This window comes from Rhodococcus sp. ARC_M12, assembly GCF_022810385.1.
Taxonomy (GTDB): domain Bacteria; phylum Actinomycetota; class Actinomycetes; order Mycobacteriales; family Mycobacteriaceae; genus Rhodococcoides; species Rhodococcoides navarretei.
Genome location: NZ_JALGQI010000003.1, coordinates 50,530 through 64,580 on the forward strand (window position 1 = coordinate 50,530; position 14,051 = coordinate 64,580).

Below are 14,051 nucleotides of genomic sequence, written 5' to 3' on the forward strand. Positions count from 1 at the left end.
CGCATGCTCGTGCAAGGCCTTACTGTGGTCCGAGTGGAAACTGTCTTTCGATTCGACCCAGCGGCCACGGGCTCGCGATGATCTTCAAAGGTGTGCGTGACGGAAAGCCGTACCCCGAGCACGGTCTGTCCATCAGAGACTGGTCGAGAATCCCGCCACGGCAGCTGCGTCTGGACGAGATCGTCACCACCACCAAGGTGCTCGAGCTCGACAGGTTGCTGTCCGAGGACTCCACCTTCTACGGCGATCTGTTCCCTCATGCGGTGCAGTTCCGTGGTGTCGTCTATCTCGAGGACGGCTTGCACCGCGCAGTGCGTGCGGCTCTGCGCAATCGAACAGTGTTGCACGCCAGGGTGTTCGACTACGACGCCCTCGGCGCCTGAGGGTACGGAGGCCCGAGAACCGCGGCACCGGACAGATCGGTCAGGCGGCTGCGATACTGCGCACCACCGCGTCGGCCAGCAATCGGCCGCGATCGGTGAGCACGAGCCGTTCCCCGCGGCGCACCATCAACCCGTCCGTCACACGCTGCTCGGCGGCAGCGCGCTCGGCCGGCCCCAGCAGAGCCATCGGCACTCCCGAGCGGAGCCGCACGGTCAACATCAGCTCCTCCAGGTGTCTGTCCTCGGCGCTGAGCAGTTCGCTGCCGTGCACCGGTAGGTGGCCTGCGGCGAGCCGATCGGCGTACGCGGCCGGGTGCTTGACGTTCCAGAACCGGGTGCCACCGATGTGGCTGTGTGCACCGGGTCCCGCGCCCCACCAGTCGCCGCCGTCCCAGTAACCGATGTTGTGACGGCACTGCGCCGCAGCGTCGGTGGCCCAGTTCGACACCTCGTACCAGGACAGGCCCGCGGCGTTCAACGCCGTGTCGATGCGTTCGTATCGGCTCGCCAGTACGTCGTCGTCGGGTGCCGGCAGCTCACCGCGTCGAACCTTGCGTGCCATGGCGGTGCCGTCCTCGACGATCAGTGCGTAGGCCGAGACGTGGTCGACGCCTGCCTCGAGCACCGCGGCGAGAGACTGATCGAGGTCGCTGTCTCGCTCGCCAGGGGTGCCGTAGATGAGGTCGAGGTTGACGTGCTCGAACCCGGCCGCGCGAGCCTCCTTGGCCGCAGCGACCGCGCGACCCGGTGTGTGGGTGCGATCGAGCACGGCGAGCACATGTGGTGCAGCGGACTGCATTCCGAGCGAAATTCGAGTGAAGCCCGAGTCTCGGAGCCGGTCGAAGAATTCCGGCGACGTCGATTCCGGGTTGGATTCGGTGGTCACCTCGCCGCCGTCGGTCACACCGAAACTGGACCGGACCGCACCCAGGACGTCGGCCAGACCGTCGCCCCCGAGCAGCGACGGTGTGCCGCCGCCGACGAAGACGGTGTCCGCCGTCGGCACGCGACCCGTGCCGGCCTGGATCAGCCCCGCCGCGGTGTCGAGTTCGCGTCGTAGGCCCTCCAACCAGGATTGCGGAGACGCCGACGTTCCCAATTCACCCGCCGTGTAGGTGTTGAAGTCGCAGTACCCGCACCGAGTGGCGCAGAACGGAACGTGCACGTAGATCCCGAACGCCCGATCCCCCACCCCGTCGAATGCCTCGACCGGCAGCTCGAAGGTGGACGGGACGGGCACGACGGTATTCACGATCTCCAGTCTCCCAGAGTCCAGGTCCGCCCGATCCCACTCGCCCTGCCAGCCTATTCACCGCAAAATCGGGGTAAATAGCCGCCGCGGTCGTCTGTCGCCCCGATGACGTGGCACAATGGCTCCCGTGACCGACTCAGGAATTCGACTCGTGGCGCGCCGCCATGTCGATCTCGGCCGTGTCTGCAGTGCGTCGTGTCGACACACGACCGGCTGCTGACCAGCCTCCTTCGAGCACGTCCATTCGATCCACCGGTTCCCCACTGTCGTCGAGAGCGCAATCGCCTGCGCTGTCGTCCCGGGTACCGGCCAGCACACAGATGCAGGAGCAATGCATGTCGTCGACCAGCGACGCGACCACCGACGCTGCCCCCGTTACACCACGGGAGCGCACGCCACGGCCGACCAAGCGTCGAGCCGAGGGACAGTGGGCACTGGGATACCGGGAGCCACTGAACGCCAACGAGCAGTCCAAGAAGGACGACAACCCGCTCAACGTGCGTGCCCGCATCGAGAACATCTACTCCAAGCAGGGGTTCGACAGCATCGACAAGGGCGACCTCCGTGGCCGCTTCCGTTGGTGGGGCCTCTACACCCAGCGCGAACAGGGTTACGACGGCACCTTCACCGGTGACGACAACATCGACCTGCTCGAGGCCAAGTACTTCATGATGCGCATCCGCTGCGACGCGGGCGCACTGAACCTGGAGCAGTTGCGCGTCCTCGCCGGCATTTCCCAGGACTTCGGCCGCGACACCGCCGACCTCTCCGATCGGGAGAACGTCCAGTTCCACTGGATCGAGGTGGAGAATGTCCCCGAGATCTGGCGTCGCATCGAAGCGGTCGGCCTGAAGACCACCGAGGCGTGCGGCGACTGCCCACGCGTGGTGCTCGGTTCCCCGCTCGCGGGCGAGGCGGTCGACGAGATTCTGGACCCCACCTCCGCCATCGACGAGATCGTCGAGCGCTACATCGGCAAGCCCGAGTACTCCAATCTGCCGCGCAAGTTCAAGACGGCGATCTCGGGCCTGCAGGACGTGGTGCACGAGGTCAACGATTGCGCGTTCATCGGTGTGAACCATCCCGAACACGGACCGGGGCTCGACCTCTGGGTCGGCGGCGGACTGTCCACCAACCCCATGCTGGCGCAGCGGGTCGGTGTCTGGATCCCGCTCGCAGAGGTTCCGGATGTATGGGAAGGCGTCGTCTCGATCTTCCGTGACTACGGCTACCGTCGACTTCGTACCAAGGCGCGCCTGAAGTTCCTCATCAAGGACTGGGGCATCGAGAAGTTCCGCCAGGTCCTCGAGGACGAGTACCTGCACCGCAAGCTCATCGACGGCCCGGCTCCCGAGAAGCCCGCTCGGCCCCGCGATCACGTCGGGATCCAGAAGCTCAAGAACGGGCTCAACGCCGTCGGTGTTGCTCCCATCGCGGGTCGCGTCTCCGGCACCATCCTCGCCGCCGTCGCCGACGCCGCCGAGAAGGCCGGGTCGGATCGCGTGCGGTTCACGCCGTACCAGAAGCTGATCGTCCTCGACGTTCCGGACGAGACGCTCGAGCAGTTGATCTCCGACCTCGATGCGCTGGGCCTACCGGCCCGGCCCTCGCACTGGCGCAAGAACCTGATGGCATGCAGCGGCATCGAGTTCTGCAAGCTCTCGTTCGCCGAAACCCGCAAGCGTTCACAAGTTCTCGTACCGGAGCTCGAAGAGCGCCTGTCCGACATCAACAGTCGACTCGACGTTCCGATCACGATCAACATCAACGGCTGCCCCAACTCGTGCGCACGGTCGCAGATCGCCGACATCGGGTTCAAGGGTCTGCTGGTCGACGACGGGGCCGGGAATCAGATCGAGGGTTTCCAGGTTCATCTCGGAGGCAGCCTCGGACTCGACAGTGCCTTCGGCCGAAAGTTGCGCCAGCACAAGGTCAACAGCTCCGAGCTGGGAGATTACATCGACAGAGTGGTGCGCAATTTCGACAAGCACCGCGAGGACGGCGAACGGTTCGCTCAATGGGCCGTGCGAGCAGACGAGGCGGATTTGCGATGAGTACCAGGCTGAATTTGACGGTAGAGGAATTGAAGGACATCGCCGAGCGCGGTGCCCGCGAACTCGACGGGGCGAGCCCACTGGAGCTGTTGCAGTGGACCGAGGACAACTTCGGCAACGACTTCATCGTTGCCTCCAACATGCAGGACGGGGTTCTCGTTCACCTCGCTGCACAGGTCCATCCCGGCGTGGACGTGTTGTTCCTCGACACCGGCTACCACTTCGCCGAGACCATCGGAACGCGCGACGCCGTCGAGGCGGTCTACGGCGTGCACGTGGTCAACGCCCGCGCCGAGAAGACTGTGGCGGAACAGGATTCGATCGAGGGCAAGGACCTGTTCGCCCGCGAGCCCAACCGGTGCTGCGCGATGCGCAAGGTCGCCCCTCTGAAGAAGGAACTGGCGAACTACAGCGCCTGGGTCACCGGCATCCGGCGGGTCGAAGCACCCACGCGTGCCAACGCCCCGCTCATCTCGTTCGACGACGCCTTCGGCCTGGTGAAGATCAACCCGATCGCACCGTGGTCGGACGAGGAGATGCAGGCCTACATCGACGAACATTCGATTCTGGTCAATCCCCTCGTCGACGAGGGCTATCCGTCCATCGGGTGCGCACCGTGCACCGTCAAACCTGCCCCCGGAGCCGACCCGCGTAGCGGTCGTTGGGCCGGTAAGGCCAAGACCGAATGTGGGTTGCACGCCTCATGACACTCGACCTCACCTCGGCGACCGTCGGTCGAACCCATCTCGACGCAGATCGGTTCGACACCCTCGACGCACTCGAATCCGAGGCCATCCACATCTTCCGCGAGGTGGCGGGCGAGTTCGAGCGCCCCGTCATCCTGTTCTCCGGCGGCAAGGACTCGACAGTCCTGCTGCACCTGGCGATCAAGGCCTTCTGGCCAGCTCCCCTGCCGTTCGCACTGCTCCACGTCGACACCGGCCACAACCTGCAGGAGGTGCTGGACTTCCGCGATCACGTGGTCGCGAAGTACAACCTGCGCCTGCACGTGGCCAGCGTCGAGGAGTACCTCGCCGACGGACGCCTCACCGAGCGCCCCGACGGCATCCGCAACCCGCTGCAGACCGTGCCGCTTCTCGACGCGATCTCCGAGAATCGGTTCGACGCCGTCTTCGGCGGTGCCCGACGCGACGAGGAACGCGCCCGCGCCAAGGAGCGGATCTTCTCGCTGCGCAATGCCTTCGGTCAGTGGGAGCCCAAGAAGCAGCGCCCCGAGCTGTGGAACCTGTACAACGGCAAGCATTCCCCCGGTGAGCAGGTGCGGGTGTTCCCGCTCAGCAACTTCACCGAACTCGACATCTGGCGTTACATCGCCCGTGACGACGTGGAACTGGCGAGCATCTATTACGCCCATCAGCGTCCCGTCTACCAGCGTGACGGCATGTGGATGACGCCAGGAGTGTGGGGCGGACCGGCCGAGAACGAGGAACTGCAGACCTTGTCGGTGCGCTACCGCACCGTCGGCGACGGATCCACCACCGGCGCCGTCCTGTCCGAGGCCGCTGACAACCAGGCGATCCTTGCCGAGGTGGCCGCGTCACGGCTGACCGAACGCGGAGCCACCCGCGGCGACGACCGCGTCTCCGAGGCTGCCATGGAAGATCGCAAACGAGAAGGATACTTCTGATGAGCAGCACGGGAACTCAACTCCTCCGCCTCGCCACCGCAGGTAGCGTCGACGACGGTAAGTCCACCCTCGTCGGACGTCTGTTGTACGACACCAAATCGGTTCTGGCAGATCAGATCGACGCAGTCACTCGCGCGTCGGTGGACAAGGGACTGGCCACACCGGACCTGTCGCTGCTCGTCGACGGCCTACGCGCCGAACGTGAACAGGGCATCACCATCGACGTGGCCTACCGCTACTTCGCGACGCCGCACCGCTCGTTCGTGCTGGCCGATACCCCCGGCCACGTGCAGTACACCCGCAACACCGTCTCCGGTGCGTCGACGGCCCAGCTCGTCATCCTGCTGGTCGATGCCCGCAAGGGTGTCATCACTCAAACTCGAAGGCACGCAGCGGTTCTCGCCCTGCTCGGCGTTCCGCGCCTGGTGCTCGCGGTCAACAAGATCGATCTGGTCGAGGACCCCGCTACGGTGTTCGCCGAGATCTCGGCCGAGTTCAACTCGCTGACCACCTCACTCGGCTGGTCCAGCGAGGACGTCATCGAAATCCCGGTGTCCGCACTGCACGGCGACAACGTCGCGGTGAAGTCCGACAAGACTCCGTACTACGACGGCCCCACCCTCATCGAGCACCTCGAGTCGGTCCCGGTGGACGCCGAACCGCATCGGGTCGGTCTGCGATTCCCCGTGCAGTACGTGATCCGTCCGCGCACAGCAGACTTCCCGGACTATCGCGGATACGCCGGCCAGGTAGCAGCAGGCACCGTCGACGTCGGCGACGAGGTCGTGATCCTGCCTTCCGGCACTCGGACCACCGTCGAGCGCATCGACACCGCCGACGGCGAACTGCGCACGGCCCACGCCGGACGCAGCGTCACCCTCGTGCTCGCCGACGACGTCGACGTCTCGCGCGGCGACACCATCGCCTCACCGCAGGACGCACCCGAACCGATCGGCGACTTCGAGGCCACGGTGTGCTGGCTCGCCGAGAAGCCGCTTCGCCCCGGCGCTCGCCTGCTGCTCAAGCACGGCACGCGCACCACCCAGGCCATCGTCGGGACACTGATCGAGCGGTTCGACGAGCAGGAGCTCACTGCACAGGAAGGGCCGGAATCGTTGGAGCTCAACGAGATCGGTCGAATCTCCGTGCGTGTGGCAGAACCCATCGTGGCAGACGACTACGCCGTCAACCGGCACACGGGCAGCTTCCTGCTGATCGATCCGGCCGGCGGCAACACGCTGGCTGCCGGGCTCGTGGGCAACGCCCTGGCTGCCGTCGAACTGGGGTCGGCAGTTCCGGCGTGAGCGCACTGATCGCGGTTGCTCACGGCAGCCGTGACCCGCGCTCGGGTGCGATGATCCACCGCGCCGTCGACGTCCTGCGTCGACGGCGTCCGGATCTGGAGGTGCGCGTCGCGTTTCTGGATCTCACCGAACCGGGCGTCGAGCAGGTCGTCGAACAATTGACCGCCGCCGGCCATGAACGCGTCGTCGCAGTCCCGATGTTGCTGGGCAAAGCTTTTCACGCGAAGGTCGATCTGCCCGCGCTGCTGGACTCAGCCCGAACGAGGCACCCACGGGTATCGATCGTGCAGGCCGACGTCCTCGGAGACGACACTCTCCTCATCGACGCAGTCCGTGACCGCATCACCGATACCGGTGCAGCGCTGAACGATCCGACGGTCGGAATCGCGCTTGCGGCGGTGGGCTCCTCGGTGGCACCGGCCAACCAGCGCACTCGTGTGATCGCGGAGAAGCTACAGGCCGGAACAGGCTGGGCCGGGGCGGTCACCTGCTTTGCGACATCGGTCTCCCCATCCCCCACCGATGCCGTCGCACAGCTGCGGTCGATGGGAGCCGACCGCATCGTCGTTGCACCTTGGTTCTTGGCCCCGGGATTGCTCACCGACAGGATCGAGGCGTCGGTGGCAGGCCTACCGAATGTGGTGCATGCCGAGGTCATCGGAGCACATCCGGCGCTGGCCGATCTGGTGTCGCGGCGCTACGACTCCGCAGTCTCAATGGGTCGTTCCGCAGGCTCCACTCCTGCGGCACGAGCCGTGGCGACGCAGGAGCCGAACGCGCTGCCGCACCGGTTCAACGAACCGGTGCGGCAGCAATCGCATCGGGATCGCTAGCGTCTGCAATTTTCGGCACCCGAGTCGCTCGCACGTAGACCGTCTCGCCCTCGCGAAGACCGAGTGCCTCACTGTCACCGCGGGTGATCTGCGCCGCGAACAATTCACCGGTGGCCGCGTTCTTCAATTCGACCTTCACCTCGAAGCCGAGGTGCACCACTCGCTCGACGACGGCACGCGTGACCCCGGCCGATTCGGCCGTCCCGCTGGCCTGAGCCTGCGCCAACGACGGGTCGCGTCCGACGCGAATGTCGTGCGGGCGCACGAGAAGTCCGTTCAGTTTCGCAACCTGGCCCAGGAACGACATCACGAAGTTGTTGGCCGGGCGATCGTAGAGATCTTCCGGGCTGCCGACCTGCTCGATACGGCCCTTGTTGAGGACCGCAATCCTGTCCGCGACGTCGAGCGCTTCCTCCTGATCGTGGGTCACCAGCACGGTCGTGACGTGCACCTCGTCGTGCAGTCGGCGGAGCCACGTCCGCAGATCGGCACGCACCTTGGCGTCGAGCGCACCGAAGGGCTCGTCGAGCAGCAGCACCTGCGGGTCGACGGCGAGGGCACGGGCCAACGCCATGCGCTGACGCTGTCCACCGGACAGCTGCGCCGGGTAGCGGCCCTGAAATCCGGCAAGCCCGACGATCTCGAGCAACTCGTCGACCTTCTTGGCGATCTCCGCCTTGGGACGCTTCCGAATCTGCAGGCCGAAGGCGACATTGTCGCGCACCGTCAGGTGTTTGAACGCGGCGTAGTGCTGGAAGACGAACCCGATCTCACGGCGCTGCGGGCTGACCCACGTCACGTCCTGGCCGGCGAGCACAACACGTCCGGAATCGAGTTGCTCCAGCCCGGCGATGGAGCGCAGCAGTGTCGACTTGCCCGAGCCACTCGGTCCCAACAGCGCCGTCAACGATCCCTTGGGAATGTCGATGCTGACATCGTCGAGGGCGGCGAAGTCGCCGTAGTGCTTGTTGGCACCGACGACGGAGATCTCGATCTCGGGGGGTGTCTCGGTCATTACTTCGTCCTCTTCTTGTCGAGGGCAGTCATCAACAGCAGCACGATGACGGCGATCCCCATCAGCAGTGTGGACGCGGCGTACGCGCCCTGTTGATTGAAGTCCTCGTACCGTGTGTTGACCAGCAGCGTGAGTGTCTGGGAGATGCCGGGCAGGTTGGTCGAGACCATGATCACGGCACCGAACTCGCCGAGCGATCGCGCGACGGTCAGTACCACCCCGTAGGTCAGACCCCATCGGATCGCCGGGAGGGTGATGCGCCAGAAGGTCTGCCACGACGACGCACCGAGCGTCGAGGCGGCCTCTTCCTGCTCTTCTCCGATTTCGTACAGCACCGGTTCGACCTCGCGTACGACGAACGGCAGGGTGACGAAAATCGTCGCGATGACCATACCGGGGAGCGCGAAGATGACCGTGAAACCGAGGCTTTCGACCCCGCCGAACCATCCGTCGGCTCCCCACAACAGGATCAGCGCGACGCCGGTGATGATGGGCGACACCGCGAAAGGCAGATCCACGATGGCTTCGAGCACACCCTTGCCACGGAACCGTCCGCGCACGAGCGCGAGGGCGGTGACCACACCGAACACGATGTTGATCGGAACCACGATCGCGACGATCAACAACGACAGCTGCAGTGCCGACTGCGCGGCCGGGGTGGTGATCTGTTCCCAGAACGTGACGATCCCGTCCTCGAACGTGCGGAACAGGATGGTGCCGAGCGGAAAGAGCACCAGAACGGCGAGGTACAGCAGAGCGACGGTACGCAGTGTCAGTTTGATCGGCAGTCCGATTTTCACGAGATCTGCTCCTCACGTCGGGCCAGTCGATTGCCCGCCACGCGAAGCACGAACAGCATCGCGAACGCGATCGCGAGCAGCACCACGGAGATCGCCGCGGCATCGGTGGTTCGGTCGTATTCGATGAGCTCACGGATGTACTGCGACGCGACCTGCGTGTCGTTGGGGATGTTGCCGCCGATGAGCACCACCGATCCGAATTCGCCGATGGCCCGAGCGAAGGCGAGGCCGCCACCGCTGAGAATCGCCGGCAGCAGCACGGGCAGGACGATGCGACGAAAGATGGTCCAGTTGTTCGCGCCGAGCGAAGCCGCGGCCTCCTCGACGTCCTTGTCGAGTTCGATCAGCACCGGCTGCACCGCGCGCACCACGAACGGCAGCGTGACGAACAGCAATGCGACTATCACCGCAGGCTTGGTTGCGTTGAACACCAACCCGATCGGACTCGCCGGACCGTAGAGCGACAGCAGCACCAGGCTGGCCACGATGGTCGGCAGTGCGAACGGTAGATCGATCAACGCATTGACGAAACGCTTGCCCGGAAACTCGTCACGCACCAGGACCCACGCGATCAGCGTGCCGAGAAAGAGGTTCACCACCGCTGCGGCGATGGACACCTGCAGTGTCACCTTGAACGTGGCCACTGCGCGTTCCTCGGTGACCGCGTTCCAGAAGCCGACGAAACCGTCGTCGAAGGACTGAACCGTCAATGCGGCCAACGGAAGCAGCACGATGACACTGAGCCACAACACGGCGACACCCAGGCCGAGTGGACCCACCGATCCCGGGCCGCGAAACTTCCGGCCTTCCCGCCCAGCACGAAATCGAGGCGTCGTGCTGGGCAGGGCACCCGACTGCGCCGGTGCCGGTTCACTGTTCGATACGGACATCTCTACCGAGTGCTCTCTTGGTAGATCGTGGCAATGGCACCGTTGTCTCCGAACAGGTCCGCGTCCACCTGGGTCCAACCGCCGAGATCGTCGATCGTGTACAGCTTTTCGGGGGTGAAGAACGTGTCGGAGTACTCCGACGCGATATCCGGGTTCGTCGGCCGGAAGCCGGACTCGGCCCAGATCCTCTGCCCCTCGTCGGAGTAGAGGAAATCGTTGAGAGCATTGGCGCGATCGAGATTGGCGCTGTCGTTGATCACTGCCACCGGATTGTCGATGCGGAACGTGACAGGAACGTCGATGTGCTCCACATCCTGTCCTTGTTCCTCGATCAGGAGCGCTTCGTTCTCGTAGCTGAGCAACGCGTCACCCTGCCCCTGCAGGAAGGCTTCGGTTGCAGCGCGGCCGGATTCGGGCTGCACCGGGAAGTGATCGGCGACGAGTGCGCGAACGAAGTCGAGACCGGCCTGCTTGTCTTGCCCGCCGTTGCTCTTCGCCGCGTAGGGCGCGAGCAGATTCCACTTGGCCGAACCGGAGCTGAGCGGGCTGGGGCTGATCACCTGAACGCCCGGCTCGAGCAAGTCGTCCCAGGTGCGAATGTTCTTGGGATTGCCCTCGCGCACGACGATGGTCACGACGGACCCGAACGGCACTCCGGCGTAGGCATTCCGGTTCCAGTCCTCGTCGACCTTGCCTGCGGTGACCAGTCTCGTGATATCCGGTTCGACCGAGAAGTTGACGATGTCTGCGGGTGCACCGTCGACGACCTTGCGCGACTGGTTGCCGGATGGGCCGTAGTCGGCGTTGATCGCCGTTCCGTCGCCGTCCTCGGTTGCCGCGAAGGCCGAACCGATTGCGTCCCAACCGTTCTTCGGGACGGCGTAGCTCACGAGGGTCAGCGCGGGCCCGCTCGCGGTGTCCGGCTCACCGCCGACGACGTCACTGGATCCACCGTTGCAAGCAGTGAGGACAAGGGCTCCCACAGCCGCGAACGTGGTCAGCAGGGAGCGAGAGCTGTGCCTCATCGAGAGAAGGCCTTTCATGACGGTATGCACTGTGTACGAGCCGGGCAGAGTCGAGACCCCCGAGTCGAACCGGGCCACTGCCGTGGCCGCGCGTCATCGCGGGACCATCGTGCGCGGCAAGAAGAACGTCGTGAACTGTCGCAGCGCGGTTGTGCGCGACGGCCACGATCGACGAACCGATTCGACGAAGGAAAGAATCAACAACAGTCGATGTCGGCGACTGCCAGCATGCCGACAGCAATCAACGCCAACTGGTGGCGGACGCAGTACTCGGCGGCAGAAGACACGGTCAGAAATCTAGCAGAGGATCCAGACGGACTCTAATTGGGCAGATGGGTGATCACGCGGTTGCTACCGAGTGAGCAACCAGGCGATGACAACCAGCACCAGCAGCGCGATGAGCGCCAACGTGACCCGAGACCGTGGCATTACTGTCCATCCTTCGTCGTAGTGGTGGCCGCACCCGTCGGCTCCGCGTCGCGGGCAGCTCGTGCATCACGCCCGAGCAGGTGCAGAACCACCGCGAGCACGCGATCGAACACCCGTGCCAGCAGGAATGCGGACGGCACGAGGACGAGCAGCACGACAACCGACTGCGGCACGAACGGCAAACCCGTCACCCACAGTTCGACGCCGTCCCACCAGCGTGCAATCGCATCCACTCTTGCAGCTTAAACCAGCCCGTGACGACCTCACGCCACGCCGAGCGAGGACCAGCCCGTGACGACCTCACGCCACGCCGAGCGAGGACCAGCAGTGGACGAGTGCCATCGATCGGTCGATGATTACGCCATGACGGCATACGAAGATGTTTCGCCAGTGCCCCCGGTGGCCGACGAGCCCGCCATGGGGTCGGGACACCCAGGTTTGGGCGGGGTCGAGGTTCAGGGAGCGTTGGGCAGCACCGACGCCCCGGTGTCCACCCTGACGTCCTACCGCAGCGCCTTTCCGCCGATCGACGACTACGCGTTCCTCTCGGACTGCGAAACGACCTGCCTGATCGCCCGCAACGGATCGGTCGAGTGGATGTGCGTGCCCCGACCGGACTCCCCCAGCATCTTCGGAGCGGTTCTCGATCGAAGCGCAGGGCACTTCCGCGTCGGCCCGTACGGTCAATCCGTACCCGCCGCGCGGCGATACCTGCCCGGCGGCCTGATCGTCGAGACGACCTGGCAGACCGAAACCGGCTGGCTGGTGGTTCGTGACGCACTCGTCATGGGCCCGTGGCACAACACCGATCAACGCTCCCGCACCCACAAGCGCGCACCGAGCGACTGGGATGCCGAGCACATCCTGCTGCGCACCATCAAGTGTGTCAGCGGCACAGTCGAACTGGAGATGAGCTGCGAGCCCGCCTTCGACTACCACCGCGCACCGGCGAAATGGGAGTACACCGGCAAGGTCTACGAGGAAACCACCGCCACCTGTGAGGCGAGTGCGGGCGGCGATCAGCCCACCCTGAAGCTGACCACCAACCTCCGGATCGGCATCGAGGGACGCGAAGCGCGTGCACGTACCCGAATGACGGAGGGCGACAACGTGTTCGTCGCTCTCTCGTGGTCGGACCTTCCTGCGCCCCAGACGTTCGACGAGGCTGCGGACAAGATGTGGCGGACGTCCGAATGCTGGCGGCAGTGGATCACGATCGGCCGGTTCCCCGATCACCCGTGGCGGGGCTACCTGCAGCGCAGCGCCCTGACACTCAAAGGCCTGACCTACGCGCCCACCGGAGCCCTACTGGCGGCGTCGACCACCTCCCTTCCGGAAACGCCGGGCGGAGAACGAAACTGGGACTACCGCTACACGTGGGTACGTGATTCGACGTTCGCACTGTGGGGCCTCTACACACTCGGACTGGACCGTGAGGCCAACGACTTCTTCGCATTCATGTCCGATGTGGCGACGACGGCGAACGGTGAAGTCAATCCGCTGCAGGTGATGTACGGAATCGGCGGCGAGAAGACCCTCGACGAAAGCGAGCTGCCGCACCTGTCCGGCTACGACGGCGCACGTCCGGTGCGTATCGGCAACGGAGCCTACGACCAAGAACAACACGACATCTGGGGCACGATGCTCGACTCGGTGTACCTGCACGTCAAGTCGCGGGAGCATGTTCCGGAATTCCTGTGGCCGCTGCTCAAGCGTCAGGTCGAGGAAGCGATCGCCAACTGGCGCAAACCGGACCGCGGCATCTGGGAAGTCCGCGGCGAACCGCAGCACTTCACATCCTCGAAGCTCATGTGTTGGGTTGCGCTCGATCGCGGTGCCAAGCTTGCCGACATCCATGGCGAGACGGAGTATTCGATCAAGTGGAACAAGATCGCGGACGAGATCAAGGCGGACATCCTCGAGAACGGCACCGACGAACGCGGAGTGCTCACCCAGCGCTACGGTGACCCGTCGCTCGACGCATCGCTGCTACTGGCACCTCTCCTGCGGTTCCTGCCTGCCGACGACGAACGCATCCGGGCGACGGTGCTCGCCATTGCCGACGAGTTGACCGAGGACGGATTGGTTCTGCGCTACCGAACCGACACCACGGACGACGGTTTGGCAGGCGAGGAGGGAACGTTCACGATCTGCTCGTTCTGGCTCGTCTCGGCGCTGGTGGAGATCGGCGAACTCCCGCGGGCCAAGCACCTGTGCGAACGACTTCTCGGCTATGCGAGCCCGCTCAAGCTCTACGCGGAGGAGATCGACCACCGCACCGGCCGTCACCTCGGCAACTTCCCGCAGGCGTTCACCCACCTCGCACTCATCAACGCCGTGGTGCACGTCATTCGCGCCGAGGAAGCTCAGGTGTCGGGGCACTTCCAGCCTGCGCACGCCAACCCCTGAGCGGGCAGG

The 14,051-nt window shown here is 65.1% G+C and carries 14 protein-coding genes; 7 read left to right on the top strand and 7 right to left on the bottom strand.

The window, feature by feature from the left end; translation table 11 throughout:
• Positions 1–77: 77 nt before the first annotated feature.
• Entirely contained in the window at positions 78–383 is a 306-nt protein-coding gene (locus MTX35_RS05540) for a type II toxin-antitoxin system VapB family antitoxin (RefSeq protein WP_243594021.1), read from the top strand.
• Positions 384–423: 40 nt separating this feature from the next.
• Here the strand turns inward: MTX35_RS05540 and hemW are convergent, their stop codons facing one another.
• Positions 424–1,635, bottom strand: coding sequence for a radical SAM family heme chaperone HemW (gene hemW / locus MTX35_RS05545; protein WP_243594022.1), 1,212 nt, complete (start codon positions 1,633–1,635; stop codon positions 424–426).
• 335 nt (positions 1,636–1,970) lie between these two features.
• Between hemW and MTX35_RS05550 the strand changes: the two genes are divergently transcribed.
• The 5 genes from MTX35_RS05550 to MTX35_RS05570 are packed head-to-tail and all read left to right on the top strand — an operon-like array spanning position 1,971 to position 7,474.
• Positions 1,971–3,689: a nitrite/sulfite reductase gene (locus MTX35_RS05550; protein ID WP_243594023.1), complete on the top strand. Its 1,719-nt coding sequence runs from the start codon at positions 1,971–1,973 to the stop codon at positions 3,687–3,689.
• Positions 3,686–4,396, top strand: a complete 711-nt coding sequence (locus tag MTX35_RS05555; RefSeq protein ID WP_037193073.1) for a phosphoadenylyl-sulfate reductase — start codon at positions 3,686–3,688, stop codon at positions 4,394–4,396. Before MTX35_RS05550 ends, MTX35_RS05555 begins: the two co-directional genes overlap by 4 nt.
• The gene (cysD, locus tag MTX35_RS05560; RefSeq protein WP_037193075.1) at positions 4,393–5,337 is read left to right on the top strand and encodes a sulfate adenylyltransferase subunit CysD; all 945 of its coding nucleotides are present in this window, start codon (positions 4,393–4,395) and stop codon (positions 5,335–5,337) included. The genes MTX35_RS05555 and cysD overlap by 4 nt, the downstream gene beginning before the upstream one ends.
• Positions 5,337–6,641: a sulfate adenylyltransferase subunit 1 gene (locus MTX35_RS05565; protein ID WP_243594024.1), complete on the top strand. Its 1,305-nt coding sequence runs from the start codon at positions 5,337–5,339 to the stop codon at positions 6,639–6,641. Before cysD ends, MTX35_RS05565 begins: the two co-directional genes overlap by 1 nt.
• On the top strand, positions 6,638–7,474 hold the full coding sequence (locus MTX35_RS05570) for a sirohydrochlorin chelatase (protein ID WP_243594025.1): 837 nt from the start codon (positions 6,638–6,640) through the stop codon (positions 7,472–7,474). The genes MTX35_RS05565 and MTX35_RS05570 overlap by 4 nt, the downstream gene beginning before the upstream one ends.
• On the opposite strand, the gene MTX35_RS05575 is transcribed toward MTX35_RS05570, so the two are convergent.
• The 6 genes from MTX35_RS05575 to MTX35_RS05595 form a co-directional block, all read right to left on the bottom strand.
• Positions 7,434–8,489 (bottom strand): sulfate/molybdate ABC transporter ATP-binding protein, encoded by a 1,056-nt coding sequence (locus MTX35_RS05575; RefSeq protein WP_243594026.1) that lies wholly within the window; start codon positions 8,487–8,489, stop codon positions 7,434–7,436. The genes MTX35_RS05570 and MTX35_RS05575 overlap by 41 nt on opposite strands.
• Positions 8,489–9,289, bottom strand: coding sequence for a sulfate ABC transporter permease subunit CysW (gene cysW / locus MTX35_RS05580; RefSeq protein WP_243594027.1), 801 nt, complete (start codon positions 9,287–9,289; stop codon positions 8,489–8,491). Before cysW ends, MTX35_RS05575 begins: the two co-directional genes overlap by 1 nt.
• Positions 9,286–10,179 (bottom strand): sulfate ABC transporter permease subunit CysT, encoded by an 894-nt coding sequence (gene cysT / locus MTX35_RS05585; protein WP_243594028.1) that lies wholly within the window; start codon positions 10,177–10,179, stop codon positions 9,286–9,288. The genes cysW and cysT overlap by 4 nt, the downstream gene beginning before the upstream one ends.
• A gap of 2 nt (positions 10,180–10,181) precedes the next feature.
• Positions 10,182–11,204, bottom strand: coding sequence for a sulfate ABC transporter substrate-binding protein (locus MTX35_RS05590; RefSeq protein ID WP_243594199.1), 1,023 nt, complete (start codon positions 11,202–11,204; stop codon positions 10,182–10,184).
• Positions 11,205–11,401: 197 nt separating this feature from the next.
• Complete coding sequence (locus tag MTX35_RS26245; protein ID WP_335741815.1) at positions 11,402–11,491, bottom strand: Ms4533A family Cys-rich leader peptide; 90 nt, start codon at positions 11,489–11,491, stop codon at positions 11,402–11,404.
• A 141-nt stretch (positions 11,492–11,632) separates the two neighbouring features.
• Positions 11,633–11,866, bottom strand: coding sequence for a hypothetical protein (locus MTX35_RS05595; protein ID WP_243594029.1), 234 nt, complete (start codon positions 11,864–11,866; stop codon positions 11,633–11,635).
• Positions 11,867–11,996: 130 nt separating this feature from the next.
• Between MTX35_RS05595 and MTX35_RS05600 the strand changes: the two genes are divergently transcribed.
• Positions 11,997–14,042, top strand: coding sequence for a glycoside hydrolase family 15 protein (locus tag MTX35_RS05600; RefSeq protein WP_243594030.1), 2,046 nt, complete (start codon positions 11,997–11,999; stop codon positions 14,040–14,042).
• Positions 14,043–14,051 lie beyond the last annotated feature (9 nt).